Below are 13,685 nucleotides of genomic sequence, written 5' to 3' on the forward strand. Positions count from 1 at the left end.
TTGTGTCACTTTGTGACATCGACTATATTCTCTGCCATGACACAAACTGTCGTCACGTCACCGACGGTCCTGCTGACCGGCTTCACGAGCGGTATCGGTGCACGGATGCTCGAGGAGCTTCTCGAGCATCCGTCACGGCCGAGCCTCGTGCTCCTCGCCCGTGGTGCTGCCGACCTGGAGGACGCGCTCGAGCGCGCCCGGGCCACCGGGCTCGTCGCCATGGGTGCTCTCGCCGATCTCGGCGACCTCGGCTCGGTCCGCACTGCACTCGAGCAGATCCACGCAGCGCAGGAGCGTGGCGCGGTGCGCCCCGTCGACGTCGTGCTCCTCAACGCCGGCGCACAGTTCACGAGCGGGCGGCGTGCCGGAGCGCAGGGCCACGAGCTGACCTTCGCCGTCAATGTGATCGCGCAGCATCTGCTCCTGCGCGGGCTGGAACCGCTCCTCGCCGCGGGCGCCCACGCGGTGCTCCTGGGGTCCTCCACCCACCGGGGCAAGAAGGCGAGCTTCAATCTCGTCCCGGACCCGCAGTGGCGGGATCCCGAGGACCTCGCCCGACCGGAACCCCCGGCCGATGGTCCCGTCCGGTCCGCCGACGAGCGCGGGAAGGGGGGCGTCGCCTACGCCTCGAGCAAGCTCGCGCTGGTGACCCTCGCACACGACTGGGCGGAGCGGCTCGCCGCGTCCGGGCATCGACTCAACACCTACGACCCCGGGCTGGTCGCCGGGACCGGGCTCGGCAGGGACATGCCGGCCTCCAGGTACTGGGTCTGGAAGCACGTGATGCCGGCGATGAGTGTCCTCCCGGGAGCCTCGACCCCACGGTCCACCGCCCGTCACGCTGTCCGGCTGGCTCTCGGGGACGCCCACGGGGCGCTGAACGGCGGCTACGTGGAGATCGGCCGGGTCACCCGGGCGGAAGCGGCCACGTTCGCGGCCGATCGGCGTGAGCGGCTGTGGGCCTGGCTCGAAGGTGCCGTCCGCGACCACCTGCCGACCTATGCCGCGTCCGAGGGGTCCCGATGATCCTCGTGTCCCTGGGATTGAACGTGCTCGTCCTCGTTCCGGTGACCGTCCTCCTGGCCGGCGAGATGCCCGGGCTCCGTGCGGTGTTCGGGGAGCGGACGCCGGCCCGGGACATCCTCCTGGCGATCTACGGGGCGATCCTCACCGCCTCGGCCGTCCTCATGGGCGCGGCGCTCGTCCTACCCGATGCACCGTGGCTGACCGGAGCGGTGGGGGCCCTGCTGACGGTGCAGGTCTTCTACAAAGGCCTCACCGCCCTCACCGTGCGGAACGGTCTGCGTCACCCTGTCGTCCTCGCCAACCTTGCGATCGCCGTCGTGCACGCGGTCACCCTCATCGGGATAGCGGCGGCCTTCCGGTGATCGCCGGGGCGCGGAGGGTCACCGGCCGGATCATCGCCCAGGGATGCGGGCAGGCCCGGACCCGAGGCGTCCCGCCCGACGGCGGACCCGGTGTGGCGGCTCGATCGCGGGCCGATTCGCCGGTACCGTAGTGCATTAGAACGTATGTTCGACGCCGGGTGGCAGCCCGGCGGTCCCGCCCGCAAGTGCCCCTGGAGCCCTTCATGATCAGTTCCCTGCGCGGAACAGTGACCCACGTGGGCCTGCACTCCGCCGTCCTCGACGTCAACGGCTTCGGCATGCAGGTCCAGGCGACCCCCCAGACCCTCGCCGGGTTCCGCGTGGGGGAGCAGGCCACCGTCGCCACGGCCATGATCGTCCGCGAGGACTCCATGACGCTGTTCGGCTTCGAGGACGCCGACCAGCGCGAGGTCTTCGAGACGCTTTTGGCGGTCAGCGGCGTGGGGCCCCGCCTGGCCCTCGCCGTCCTCGCCGTCCACACGCCCGACGCCATCCGCATCGCCGCAGCGTCCGGCGACGACAAGGCGTTCAGCAAGGTGTCGGGGATCGGGCCCAAGGGCGCCCGCCGCATCGTGCTCGAGCTCGCCGGCAAGCTGGTCCCGCCCGACGCGAAGCCCGGGGTGCCCAAGCAGACCTGGCAGGGCCAGGTCCTCACCGCCATGATGGGTCTCGGCTGGTCCGAGAAGGACGCCGGAGCGGCGATCGACGCCGCCGTCGAGGAGGCACCCGAGGTCGCCGCGACCGGTGACGTGGGCCAGATCCTGAAACTCACGCTGCGCAGGCTCGGCCAGGACGGCGCCCGCAGCTCGGCCCGGACGACGGTGGGCACATGACGGACAAGCAGCAGGAGGAGGCGCCGCTCGTCGCGCCGGCCGCCGACCCCGAGGACCGCGCCGTCGAGGCCGCGCTCCGGCCGAAGAACCTCGACGACTTCGTGGGCCAGAAGCGCGTGCGCCGGCAGCTCTCGCTGGTGCTGGAGGCGTCCCGCCTGCGCGGGCGCAGCGCGGACCACGTGCTCCTCTCCGGGCCGCCCGGCCTCGGCAAGACGACGCTCGCCATGATCATCGCGGCCGAGATGAACGCGCCGCTGCGCATCACCTCCGGGCCCGCCATCCAGCACGCCGGCGACCTCGCGGCCATCCTCTCCTCCCTCACCGAGGGAGAGGTCCTCTTCCTCGACGAGATCCACCGCATGTCCCGGCCCGCCGAGGAGATGCTCTACATGGCGATGGAGGACTTCCGCGTCGACATCATCGTCGGCAAGGGGCCCGGTGCCACCGCCATCCCCCTGGAACTGCCGCCCTTCACCCTCGTGGGCGCCACGACCCGCGCGGGGCTCCTGCCGGGCCCGCTGCGGGACCGCTTCGGGTTCACCGGGCACCTCGAGTTCTACTCCACCGAGGAACTCGAGCTCGTGCTCCGCCGCTCGGCCATGCTCATGGACATGAAGGTCAACTCGGCCGCGTTCGCGGAGATCGCCGGCCGGTCCCGCGGCACGCCGCGTATCTCCAACCGCCTGCTCCGGCGCGTCCGTGACTGGGCCCTGGTGCACGGCGTCGACCTCATCGACGCGCGCTCCGCGGGTGCGGCGCTGGACATGTACGAGGTGGACGCGCGGGGCCTCGACCGGCTGGACCGCTCGGTGCTCACGGCGCTCATCACCAAGTTCAACGGGGGACCCGTGGGCCTGTCGACGCTCGCGATCGCCGTGGGCGAGGAACCGGAGACCGTCGAGACCGTCGCCGAACCCTACCTGGTCCGCGAGGGCATGCTCGGGCGCACCCCGCGCGGCCGGATCGCGACGGCTGCCGCCTGGCGGCACCTGGGGATCGAGATGCCCGCGAACGTCGCCGCCGCGATGCCCGAGGACCTGTTCTCCGTCACGCCCGAGGACCTGGTGGCCACGGAATCGGCGGTCGACAGCTGGGCCCAGCCGGACTCCTGACGCGGGGACGCTCAGGAAACGCCTCTACACTGGTGTCTCACGATGTGTGCCGCGGCACAGTCCTGCCACCCAGACCCCAGCCCCAGGAACGGATCCCCAGTGCTTGCAGATGTAGTCGCCCAATCCACCACCGGACAGACCGGAGGCTTCGACGTCTTCGGTCTGCTGCTCCCGCTGGCCCTGGCCTTCCTCATCTTCACCATGTTCCGCAGGCAGCGGAAGGCGCAGCAGCAGGTCAAGGAGATGCGCACGCAGATGGAACCCGGCACCGAGGTCATGACCCAGTTCGGCCTCTTCGGGACCATCGCCTCGATCGACCAGGAGAACAACAAGGCCGTCCTCGAGCTGTCGCCGGGTACCTTCGCGACGGTCCACACGCAGGCGCTCTCGAAGGTGGTCCAGCAGGAGCCCGCCGCCGCGGGCGCGGACGCGGACGCGACGGCCGCTGAGCCCCTGGACCGCCCCGACTATGACGCCTCCACGGTGCCCGACGACGTGTCCTCGATCGACGGCGTCGACCGCGGCCCCGCCGGCGGTTCCACCGCTGCGGGCACCCCGGGATCCACGTCCGGCGTCGAGACCCCGGAGGAGACGCTGGAGCGCCTGAACCGGGAATCGCCGCGGGAAAACCGCGACGCGCGCGACGCCCGCGACCCCAAAGCGAACCCGGACAACTAGCATTCCGTAGGGCGCCGGTAGCAGTACCGGCGCCCCCATGATCACCCGGCGCACCCGACGCGCCACTGCATAAGGACACCCCACCATGCCTCGTACCGGTCCCGGGACGGCAGCCAAGCGGACACTCGTCTGGCTGGGCGTACTGACAGCACTGCTCGCAACCCTGCTGGGAGCGGGCGCCCACTGGAGCACCGCGAGCTGGAGCCCGCGCCTGGCCCTCGACCTCGAGGGCGGGACGCAGATGATCCTGGCCCCCCGCGTCCAGGACGGCAGCGAGATCACGCCCGAACAGCTCGACCAGGCCGTGGAGATCATCCGCCAGCGCGTCGACGGGTCCGGTGTCGCGGAAGCCGAGATCAGCACGCAGTCCGGCCAGAACGTGATCGTCTCCCTGCCGGGTACCCCCGACGCACAGACGCGCGACCTCATCCAGGCCTCCGCCCAGATGGAGTTCCGCCCGGTCCTCACCGGCGGTCCCGGCCAGGCCGCGGCCGCCGAGACGCCGACGCCGGAGGACCAGCTCCCCACGCCGGCCGCCGAGCCGCAGAACGCGAGTGATCCCAACTGGATCACCCCCGAGCTGTACAAGGAGTTCGAGGCCCTGAACTGCCTCGACCCGGCAGCACTGGAGCCGGCGGAAGAACCCGCGCCCGCCGACGAGCCGATGGTCGCGTGCGAGCCGGACACCCAGGGCAAGTACATCCTGGGCCCCGTCGAGGTACCCGGAACCGACATCTCCACGGCGAGCTACGGACTGGAGCGCAGCCAGGGAGGCCAGACGCTCAACAGCTGGGCCGTGAACATCGACTTCAACGACGAGGCCACCGAGACCTTCCGCGAGGTCACCGAACGCCTCTACGCGTTCGGTCAGGGTGACCCGCGCAACCAGTTCGCGATCGTCCTCGACGGCCAGATCGTGTCCGCGCCGACCACCAACGCCGTCATCCCCGACGGCAACCCCTCGATCAGCGGCAGCTTCACGGAGGAATCCGCGGCGGCCCTGGCGGAGCAGCTCAAGTACGGAGCGCTGCCGATCAGCTTCGAGATCCAGAGCGAGCAGCAGATCTCCGCCACTCTGGGTGCCGACCAGCTGCGGGTCGGGCTCATCGCCGGCCTCATCGGGCTCCTGCTCGTCGCCGCCTACTCCATGTTCCAGTACCGGCTCCTCGGCCTGGTCACCATCGCCTCTCTGGTCGTCGCCGGCGTCCTGACCTACCTGGCCATCTGCATCCTCGGGTGGACGGAGAACTACCGTCTCTCGCTCGCCGGTGTCGCCGGCCTCATCGTCGCCATCGGGCAGACCGCGGACTCGTTCATCGTCTACTTCGAGCGCATCCGCGACGAGCTCCGGGAGGGACGCGGGCTCATCTCCGCCGTCGAGAACGGCTGGCGGCGCGCCAAGCGCACCGTGCTCGCCTCGAAGGCGGTGAACCTGCTGGCCGCGCTGGTGCTCTTCTTCGTCGCCGTCGGCAACGTCCGTGGGTTCGCCTTCACCCTCGGCCTCACCGCGATCGCCGACCTCATCGTCGTCTTCCTCTTCACCCACCCGGTCCTCCGGCTCCTGGCGAGGACCAAGTTCTTCGGCGAGGGCCACCCGTGGTCCGGCCTGGACCCGAGCCGCCTCGGGGGCATCCCGCTGTACCGCGGCGCCGGCCGCCTCCGCCAGCCGGGCGAGGGCACCGTGAAGCCGGTCGCCGTCGCCCGGACCAAGAACAAGGGCGCCACCGCCGAGGCCGAGCGCCGCCTGACCATCGCCGAGCGTCGGCGTGCGGAACAGCAGAAGGCCCTCGCGGGCCGTACCGGTTCTTCCCAGAAAGAGACCAACGAATGAGCCGCACGAACTTCGCAACCTTCGGCAACGAGCTGTACTCGGGGAAGCGCTCCTACCCCTTCGTCGCCCGACGGAACCTCTGGTTCCTGATCGCCGGCATCGCCCTCCTGATCTCGATCATCATCCCGGTGGTCAAGGGCGGCTTCAACCTCGGGATCGACTTCCGGGGCGGCTCGGAATTCACCGTGTCCTCCACGCAGGACAGGGATCCCGCGATCGGCGAGCGGGCCGTGACCGACGTCGTCCCCGAGGCCGTCCCGCGTGTCACCAACATCGCGGGCGACACCATGCGCGTCCAGACGGAGCGCCTCTCCGACGACGAGACCCTGAGCGTCCGGGACAACCTGGCCGGCGGGTACGGCGTGGGCGAGGACCAGGTCACCTCGAGCTACGTGGGACCCACCTGGGGTGAGGACGTCAGCCGGCAGGCCCTGATCGGGTTCGGAGTGTTCGTGCTCCTGGCCGCGATCCTCATGGCGCTCTACTTCCGCACCTGGAAGATGGCGGTCGCCGCGATGGCCGCTCTCGTGGTGGTCATGGTCGTCACCGCGGGGCTCTACTCGCTGAGCAACTTCGAGGTCACGCCGTCGGCCATCATCGGCTTCCTGACGATCCTCAGCTACGCCCTGTACGACACCGTGGTGGTGTTCGACAAGATCCGCGAGAACACCTCCGACATGAAGACCTCCACCGAGCGGACCTTCGCCGAACAGGTCAACCTCGCGGTGAACCAGACACTCGTCCGGTCCATCAACACCTCCGTCGTCGCGATCCTCCCGGTCGCCTCGATCCTCTTCATCGGGGCCTTCGTGCTCGGTGCCGGTACCCTCCAGGACCTGTCGCTGGCCCTGTTCATCGGCATCATCCTCGGCACCCTCGGCACCATCTTCATCGCCGCGCCGCTCTACGCCGCGCTCCGGCTCAACGAACCGGAACTGAAGGAGCAGGAGGAGAAGGTCCTCGCCCGGCGCTCCCTGGCGGCGGCCTCCGCCTGAGCCGCGTACCGCCCCGGCTCGGTCGTCGGCCGCAGGAGACCCGTCCGGGTGCCCTGCGGCCGATGCCGTTCCGGGCCCGGCTAGAATTGGACCGTCGCATGACCGGTGGCATCGCGGGAACCCTTCCGGGCCCGGGATCGAGATTGAGGGATGGCACATGGCTGAAGCGGTGAAGCCCACGGGAGGGCCCGACGGCGGTCCGGGCGCCTCCACGGCGGGCGGGCAGGGCCCGATCGCGACGGACGCCGTGCGCCCCGGACCGTCCCGAGGGCTCGTGCAGCCGGAGTCGCCGACCTCCGCGCCGTCCGCGACGAGCGCCGACCAGGTGGCTCCCGGCAGGCGTGGGCGGACCCGCGCGCGCATCGCCCGGCTCACCGGCCGCGGCTCCTCCGGCTACTCGCCCGTCCTCGAGCCGCTCCTGCGCACGGTCCGGGCCAACAACCCGAAGGAAGACCTCGACCTCATCCAGCGCGCCTACCTCGTCGCGGAGCGCAGCCACGAGGGTCAGACACGCAAGAGCGGCGATCCGTACATCACGCACCCCGTCGCCGTCGCCACCATCCTGGCCGAGCTGGGCATGACCGGCACCACGCTCGCCGCGGCCCTCCTGCACGACACCGTCGAGGACACCTCGTACACCCTCGAGGAGCTCAAGCGCGATTTCGGGCCCGAGGTGGCCATGCTCGTGGACGGCGTGACGAAGCTGGACAAGGTGTCCTTCGGGGACGCCGCCCAGGCCGAGACGGTCCGCAAGATGGTCGTCGCCATGGCGAAGGACATCCGGGTCCTCGTCATCAAGCTCGCCGACCGGCTGCACAACGCCCGCACGTGGCGTTTCGTCTCGCCCGCCTCCTCCGCGAAGAAGGCCCGGGAGACCCTCGAGATTTTCGCACCGCTCGCCCACCGGCTGGGCATGAACACCATCAAGTGGGAGCTCGAGGACCTCTCCTTCGCGGCCCTGCACCCGAAGGTGTACGAGGAGATCGTCCGCATGGTGGGGGACAGGACCCCCGAGCGGGAGAAGCACCTGAGCCTCGTGCGGAACCAGATCGAGGAGGACCTGCGCACCGTCAGGATCAAGGCGACGATCACGGGACGGCCCAAGCACTACTACTCCATCTACCAGAAGATGATCGTCCGGGGTAAGGACTTCGACGACATCCACGACCTCATGGGCGTGCGCGTCCTGGTGGACAGCGTGCGCGACTGCTACGCGACCCTCGGCTCCCTGCATTCGCGCTGGAACCCCCTGCCCGGGCGGTTCAAGGACTACATCGCGATGCCGAAGTTCAACATGTACCAGTCGCTGCACACCACCGTGATCGGTCCGGGCGGCAAGCCCGTGGAGATCCAGATCAGGACCCACGACATGCACCGCCGTGCCGAGTACGGCGTCGCCGCCCACTGGAAGTACAAGAGCGGCGGCCGGCAGCTCGAGGCGCAGGACGGCGGTGACATGGGGTGGCTGCGCAGCCTCGTCGACTGGCAGCAGGAGACCTCGGACCCGAACGAGTTCCTCGATTCCCTGCGGTTCGAGATCAACGCGCGTGAGGTCTTCGTCTTCACCCCCAAGGGCGAGGTGATGGCGCTGCCGGCCGGGTCGACGCCCGTGGACTTCGCCTACGCGGTACACACCGAGGTGGGCCACCGGACCATCGGGGCAAGGGTGAACGGGAAGCTCGTCCCGCTCAGCAGCGAGCTGAACCACGGCGACTCGGTGGAGATCTTCACCTCGAAGGCCGAGGGGGCGGGGCCGAGCCAGGACTGGCAGAACTTCGTCAAGAGCCCGCGCGCCCGGAACAAGATCCGGCAGTGGTTCACGAAGGAGCGGCGCGAGGAGGCCGTGGACAAGGGCAAGGACCTGCTGACGCGTGCCATGCGCAAGCAGAACCTGCCGCTGCAGCGCATGATGACGCACACCGCCCTGATGACCGTGGCGGAGGAGCTCCACCACCAGGACATCTCGGCCCTCTACGCCGCCGTCGGTGACGGACACACCTCCGCCCAGAACGTCATCGAGCACCTCGTGGCCCTCATGGGCGGGCACGAGGGCGCCGAGGAGAGCATCGCCGAGACCGTGGTCCCGGCCCAGCCCCGGCGGCCCAAGTTCTCCGACTCCGGCGTGACCGTCCGCGGGGTCGGTGACGTCTGGGTGAAACTCGCGCGCTGCTGCACGCCCGTCCCGCCGGATCCGATCATCGGGTTCGTCACCCGCGGCTCGGGTGTCTCGGTGCATCGGACCGACTGCCGCAACGTGCAGGAGCTGCGCGACCAGCCGGACCGGATCGTGCCCGTGGACTGGGCTCCCACGCAGTCGAGCGTGTTCCTGGTCGAGATCCAGGTCGAGGCCCTCGACCGCAAGAGCCTGCTCTCCGACGTCACGAGCGTGCTCGCCGAGAACCACGTGAACATCCTCGCGGCCAGCGTGAACACGTCCACGGACAGGGTGGCGATGTCCCGCTTCGCCTTCGAGATGGGCGATCCCAAGTACCTCAGCCACATCCTCAGCGCCGTCCGGCGCATCGACGGCGTCTTCGACGTCTACCGGACCACCGGCTCGCAGCGCCGGCCCTGACGGCGGGCGCGGCGCGCCGCCACGGCCCGGGTGCGTCTGCTCGTGCGCGCCGTCTCATCCTGCGCCCGCCCCCGGACGCCTGGCCGCCCTCACCCTCGACAGGGCACGCGTCTTCCCGGGCACCCGGGAGGCGCCCAGCAACGCGGCCTCCACGAGGCGGAGCGGGCAGTCCAGCTCGCGGTCCCGGCCGATCGCCCGCAGGATGTCCACCGCATCACGGTCCTCGCCGTGCACGGCGATGTCCAGGGCGGTCCTGAGCGGGGTGGTCACGCACACCCCGCCCACCCTGTTCACGTCGAACGGTCCGAGCGCCACCTGGTGCATGACGGCGGACGTGAAGGGCGGCAGGGCCGTGGTGCGGCGCCGGTGGTCCGTCACCAGGCTGATCACGGTCGGAGGAGGGGCGCACCCGTAGATCCACGCCGCGCAGGAGCGCCCCAGCGCCACCCGGGACCGCACCGACTGCGGGATGCTCCGGGCGGCGGCCTGCGACCGGATGGCGGGGTCCTCCCGGAAGTCGCTCCGGAGATAGGACCCGCCGATCACGAGCCGCACCAGGCCCTCGAGCCGCATGGCCTGCAGCTCCGCCGAGGTGAAGATGTCTCCCGCGTGGAAGAGCGCGCCGCCGGTCGAGGTGACCGGAGCATGCGCCGCTCCCGGATAGCGCTCGGGAGGTGCTGCGGCGGAGGCGCTGTGCAGGGGTGCCATCACCTCAGCATGCGGACTGCACCTCCCACGCAAAAGCCCCCCGGCACCCATGTGGACAAGGGTGCCGGGGGGCTCTCGCTGCGTGCGAGCGGAGCGCTAGGAGAAGTCCTGCGCCGACCGCTGCAACATGTCGAGCCACTGCTCCCGCGCTGCCAGCGCTTCGCGGGCCGAGGCGATCCTCTTGGCGTCACCTGCGCGCTCGGCGTCGGCGAGGTCGTCCTTGAGCTGGGCTATGGTCGCTTCGAGCTGGCTCAGGGCACTGTTGGTGCGCGCCTTGGTCTCGGGGTTCGTCTTCGTCCAGTGCTCCTCGTCGGCGGCCCTGACGGCGTCCTCCACCTTGCGGAGCCCGGCGTCGATACGGCCCATGTCGGCGCGCGGGACCTTCCCGGCCTCGTCCCACCGGTCACGGACGGACTGCAGGGCCTTCTTCGCGGCGGCGAGGTCCCTGATCGGCAGGATCTGCTGGGCTTCCCGCAGCAGTGCCTCCTTAACCTCGAGATTGCCCGCGTACTCCTCGTCGACGGCTTCGTTCGCGGCCTTCCGGGCCTCGAAGAAACGGTCCTGGGCGGCGCGGAAGCGGGCCCACAGGGCGTCGTCGTCCTTGCGGCTGGCGCGCTTGGACGCCTTCCACTCGTCCATCAGATGCCGGTACTCGGCGGCGGTCTGGCCCCAGTCCGTCGAGCCGGACAGCTGCTCGGCGCGCTTGATGAGCGATTCCTTGGCCTGCTTCGCCTCCGCGTTGTCGCTGTCCAGTTGCGAGAAGTAGGCACGGCGATGGCGGTCGAAGATGGTGCGGGCGGACCGGAAGCGCTTCCAGAGCGAATCCTCCGTGCCCCGCCCGAGCCTCGGTCCGTTCTTCTGGGCGGCCTTCCAGAGCTCGAAGAGCTCGTTCATCCGGGTGCTGCTGGCCTTCCACTGCACGGTGGAGGGATCGCGGTCGGCGAGCTCCTCCGCTTCAGCGACGATCGCCTCCCGGGCCGCGAGTTCCTTCGCCTTCAGCTCGTCCTGGACGGCGCGCTCGGCCTTCTCCAGACCTCCGATGGCCTCGAGCAGGGTGTCGATCCGCGCTTCGAGCGCCAGGACGTCGCCGACCACCTTGCGTTCGCCGACCTGCGCACGCAGGTGCTTGGCCGTCTTGGCCATGTCCGACGCCGGCGCCTTCGCCTGCACCCGCTGCTCGAGGAGTGCCACCTGGCTCACGATGTCGTCGTACTTGCGCACGAAGTAGGCGAGGGCCTCCTCGCGCGTCGCGTCCGGGTACTGGCCGACCGCGTGCTCCTCGCCGTCGACGAGCAGGAAGACGTGGCCGTCCTCCTCGACGCGCGCGAACCTGCCGGCTTCGGCGAGGGGCGTGCTGTGGGCGACGGGCGCCGCCACCGACGTCGTCGCCTTCTTCAGCGGGCGCGGTGCCATCTTCGTGGGAAGCGGCGGGCGGGGAGCGGACGGCTGGGGCGACGGGGCGCTGGGCGGGGCGGCCGCGGGGGCCGGAACGTCGACCGGCGCCGGCTCGGCAGAAGCCTCAGCCGCGGGGGTCGCTGCCTCCGCAGTCGGCGCCTCGACCTCCTCCTCGGGAGCGTCGACCGGCTCGGGCTCGGCAGGGGACTCAGCCGCGGGGGTCGCTGCCTCCTGGGCGGGCGCCTCCTCGGCGGGAGCTGGTGCGTCCTCGGCAGGTGTCCCGGACGCCACGGTGTCCGAGGGCTCCGCGGACCCGGCCGACTCTTCCGCTGCTGCTTCCTGTGCCACCGCGCCGGGCTCTGCCGCTACGGATGCCGTGTTCGTGCCGTCGCCTGCCGCAGCGTCCTGCTGCGAGTCCTGGCCGATGGTCGTGTCGTCGGATTGCTGACTGTCTGTCACCGCTAGAAGTCTTTCGCTCGTCGGATGGCCGTGAACCGCGCCAGGGCCATGTCATGCAGGGTCTAGGAGTCTATCGGTCATGCCGGTCGGGGTACGGCGGCAAGGGCCTTCCGGCCGACCTCGCTACGCACTCCGTTCCTGACCTGAACTCCGGGAACCTGCCCTGAGGCTACTTTACCCACTGGCCCCCGTTCCGCGGCATGGCGGGGGCGGGTGCACCGGGCTGGACGAGCCACCCCGTCCGGCCCGCGCTTTTCCGGCGGAGGGTGCACGGCACCTAGGATTGAGGCCGCAGAACCGGATCGCCCGCCGTCGGGGCGAGGACCGGAAACCCCGTGCAGGAGGAGATCCCCCCAATGGCCCGCAAGGCATCACTGTCAGGCTTTCCCGAGTGGCTCCCCGAGGAGCGCCTGATCGAGCTCCACGTGCTGGAGGTGCTGCAGCGCACGTTCGAGCTGCACGGGTTCTCCAGCATCGAGACCCGCGCCGTCGAGACCGTGGACCACCTCCTCCGCAAGGGCGAGATCGACAAGGAGGTCTACGCGGTCTCCCGCCTGCAGGCCGACGAGGCGTCCGCCTCGGAGAGCGGACTGGCGCTGCACTACGACCTCACCGTGCCGTTCGCACGCTACGTCGTCGAGAACGCCGGCCACCTCGCCTTCCCCTTCCGCCGGTTCCAGATCCAGAAGTGCTGGCGCGGCGAGCGGCCGCAGGAGGGCCGTGCCCGTGAGTTCACCCAGGCGGACATCGACGTCGTCGGCGACGGCGTCCTGCCGTTCCGGTACGACGTCGAACTCGCCCTCGCCGTCGTCGAGGCGCTCGGCGCCCTCCCGATCCCCGACTTCACCCTGCGCGTCAACAACCGGAAGCTCGCCGAGGGGTTCTACCGCGCGATCGGGCTCGAGGACACCGCGGCGGTGCTGCGCAGCATCGACAAGCTCGAGAAGATCGGCCCGGAGAAGGTGGGCGTACTGCTGCGCGACGAGGTCGGTGCGGACGACGAGCAGGTCCGCCTGGCCCTCGACCTCGCGGGCATCCGCACCGCGGACACCTCCTTCGTGGAGCGGGTCCGTGGTCTCGGCGTCACGAACGAACTCCTCGAGGAAGGACTCGAGGAGCTCCGGCAGGTCGTCGGCGAGGCGTCGCGGCGTGCGCCGGGCCGGGTGGTCGCGGACCTCAGCATCGCCCGGGGACTCGACTACTACACCGGGACCGTCTACGAGACGGTGCTCGACGGGCACGAGGGCCTCGGCTCCATCTGCTCCGGCGGCCGCTACGACGCGCTGGCCCGCAAGGGCAACCGCACCTTCCCGGGCGTCGGGCTGTCCATCGGCGTCACCCGGATCGTCTCGCGGATCCTCAGCCAGGGCTTCGCCACCGTCTCCCGTGCGGTCCCGACGGCGGTCCTGGTGACGCTCGCGGACGACGACGCCTGGTCGCAGGCCCAGGATGTCGCGACGGCGCTCCGGAGCCGCGGCATCTCCGTGGAGGTGGCCGCGACGGCCGAGAAGTTCGGGAAGCAAATCAAGTTCGCGGACCGCCGCGGCATCCCGTTCGTGTGGTTCACGTCGGCGGACGGCTCGCACGAGGTGAAGGACATCCGGTCGGGCGACCAGGTGGCGGCGGACCCGTCCTCGTGGACACCTCCGGCGGACGACCTCCGGCCCGTCGTCGCCCGCGCCTGACCGACCCGTCGTCCGCGCCTGACCGC

At 70.5% G+C, this 13,685-nt stretch carries 11 protein-coding genes; 9 read left to right on the forward strand and 2 right to left on the reverse strand.

Annotated elements, in window-relative coordinates:
- Positions 1-36 precede the first annotated feature (36 nt).
- The 8 genes from MWM45_RS07505 (at position 37) to MWM45_RS07540 (ending at position 9,412) form a co-directional block, all read left to right on the forward strand.
- Positions 37-1,026, forward strand: coding sequence for an SDR family NAD(P)-dependent oxidoreductase (locus MWM45_RS07505; RefSeq protein WP_247828910.1), 990 nt, complete (start codon positions 37-39; stop codon positions 1,024-1,026).
- The gene (locus tag MWM45_RS07510) at positions 1,023-1,388 is read left to right on the forward strand and encodes a hypothetical protein (RefSeq protein ID WP_247828911.1); all 366 of its coding nucleotides are present in this window, start codon (positions 1,023-1,025) and stop codon (positions 1,386-1,388) included. The genes MWM45_RS07505 and MWM45_RS07510 overlap by 4 nt, the downstream gene beginning before the upstream one ends.
- A gap of 203 nt (positions 1,389-1,591) precedes the next feature.
- Entirely contained in the window at positions 1,592-2,221 is a 630-nt protein-coding gene (ruvA, locus tag MWM45_RS07515) for a Holliday junction branch migration protein RuvA (RefSeq protein WP_247828912.1), read from the forward strand.
- The gene (gene ruvB, locus MWM45_RS07520) at positions 2,218-3,333 is read left to right on the forward strand and encodes a Holliday junction branch migration DNA helicase RuvB (protein WP_043445078.1); all 1,116 of its coding nucleotides are present in this window, start codon (positions 2,218-2,220) and stop codon (positions 3,331-3,333) included. The genes ruvA and ruvB overlap by 4 nt, the downstream gene beginning before the upstream one ends.
- A 99-nt stretch (positions 3,334-3,432) precedes the next feature.
- A complete protein-coding gene (yajC, locus tag MWM45_RS07525; RefSeq protein ID WP_247828913.1) occupies positions 3,433-4,011 on the forward strand; it encodes a preprotein translocase subunit YajC in 579 nt (192 codons plus the stop codon).
- A gap of 85 nt (positions 4,012-4,096) precedes the next feature.
- Complete coding sequence (gene secD, locus MWM45_RS07530; RefSeq protein ID WP_247828914.1) at positions 4,097-5,842, forward strand: protein translocase subunit SecD; 1,746 nt, start codon at positions 4,097-4,099, stop codon at positions 5,840-5,842.
- Complete coding sequence (gene secF, locus MWM45_RS07535; RefSeq protein WP_247828915.1) at positions 5,839-6,837, forward strand: protein translocase subunit SecF; 999 nt, start codon at positions 5,839-5,841, stop codon at positions 6,835-6,837. Before secD ends, secF begins: the two co-directional genes overlap by 4 nt.
- Before the next feature lie 157 nt (positions 6,838-6,994).
- Positions 6,995-9,412: a RelA/SpoT family protein gene (locus MWM45_RS07540; RefSeq protein WP_247828916.1), complete on the forward strand. Its 2,418-nt coding sequence runs from the start codon at positions 6,995-6,997 to the stop codon at positions 9,410-9,412.
- 54 nt (positions 9,413-9,466) lie between these two features.
- Here MWM45_RS07540 and MWM45_RS07545 read toward each other — a convergent pair whose 3' ends face one another.
- Both MWM45_RS07545 and MWM45_RS07550 read right to left on the reverse strand, forming a co-directional pair.
- Positions 9,467-10,120 (reverse strand): hypothetical protein, encoded by a 654-nt coding sequence (locus tag MWM45_RS07545; protein ID WP_247828917.1) that lies wholly within the window; start codon positions 10,118-10,120, stop codon positions 9,467-9,469.
- Between the two features lie 96 nt (positions 10,121-10,216).
- A complete protein-coding gene (locus MWM45_RS07550) occupies positions 10,217-11,863 on the reverse strand; it encodes a DUF349 domain-containing protein (RefSeq protein ID WP_418909760.1) in 1,647 nt (548 codons plus the stop codon).
- A gap of 467 nt (positions 11,864-12,330) precedes the next feature.
- Here MWM45_RS07550 and hisS point away from each other — a divergent pair, with 467 nt between their 5' ends.
- Entirely contained in the window at positions 12,331-13,659 is a 1,329-nt protein-coding gene (gene hisS / locus MWM45_RS07555) for a histidine--tRNA ligase (RefSeq protein WP_247828919.1), read from the forward strand.
- The last annotated feature ends 26 nt before the right edge of the window (positions 13,660-13,685 follow it).

Origin of the sequence: Arthrobacter antioxidans, assembly GCF_023100725.1 — a bacterium.
Taxonomy (GTDB): Bacteria; Actinomycetota; Actinomycetes; order Actinomycetales; family Micrococcaceae; genus Arthrobacter_D; species Arthrobacter_D antioxidans.

What these genes read in the sequence shown, in the direction of transcription:
- MWM45_RS07505 (WP_247828910.1), top strand. Translation starts at nt 37, where the DNA reads ATGACACAAACTGTCGTCACGTCACCGACGGTCCTGCTGACCGGCTTC.
- MWM45_RS07510 (WP_247828911.1), top strand. Translation starts at nt 1,023, where the DNA reads ATGATCCTCGTGTCCCTGGGATTGAACGTGCTCGTCCTCGTTCCGGTG.
- ruvA (WP_247828912.1), top strand. Translation starts at nt 1,592, where the DNA reads ATGATCAGTTCCCTGCGCGGAACAGTGACCCACGTGGGCCTGCACTCC.
- ruvB (WP_043445078.1), top strand. Translation starts at nt 2,218, where the DNA reads ATGACGGACAAGCAGCAGGAGGAGGCGCCGCTCGTCGCGCCGGCCGCC.
- secD (WP_247828914.1), top strand. Translation starts at nt 4,097, where the DNA reads ATGCCTCGTACCGGTCCCGGGACGGCAGCCAAGCGGACACTCGTCTGG.
- secF (WP_247828915.1), top strand. Translation starts at nt 5,839, where the DNA reads ATGAGCCGCACGAACTTCGCAACCTTCGGCAACGAGCTGTACTCGGGG.
- MWM45_RS07540 (WP_247828916.1), top strand. Translation starts at nt 6,995, where the DNA reads ATGGCTGAAGCGGTGAAGCCCACGGGAGGGCCCGACGGCGGTCCGGGC.
- MWM45_RS07545 (WP_247828917.1), bottom strand. Translation starts at nt 10,120, where the DNA reads ATGGCACCCCTGCACAGCGCCTCCGCCGCAGCACCTCCCGAGCGCTAT.
- hisS (WP_247828919.1), top strand. Translation starts at nt 12,331, where the DNA reads ATGGCCCGCAAGGCATCACTGTCAGGCTTTCCCGAGTGGCTCCCCGAG.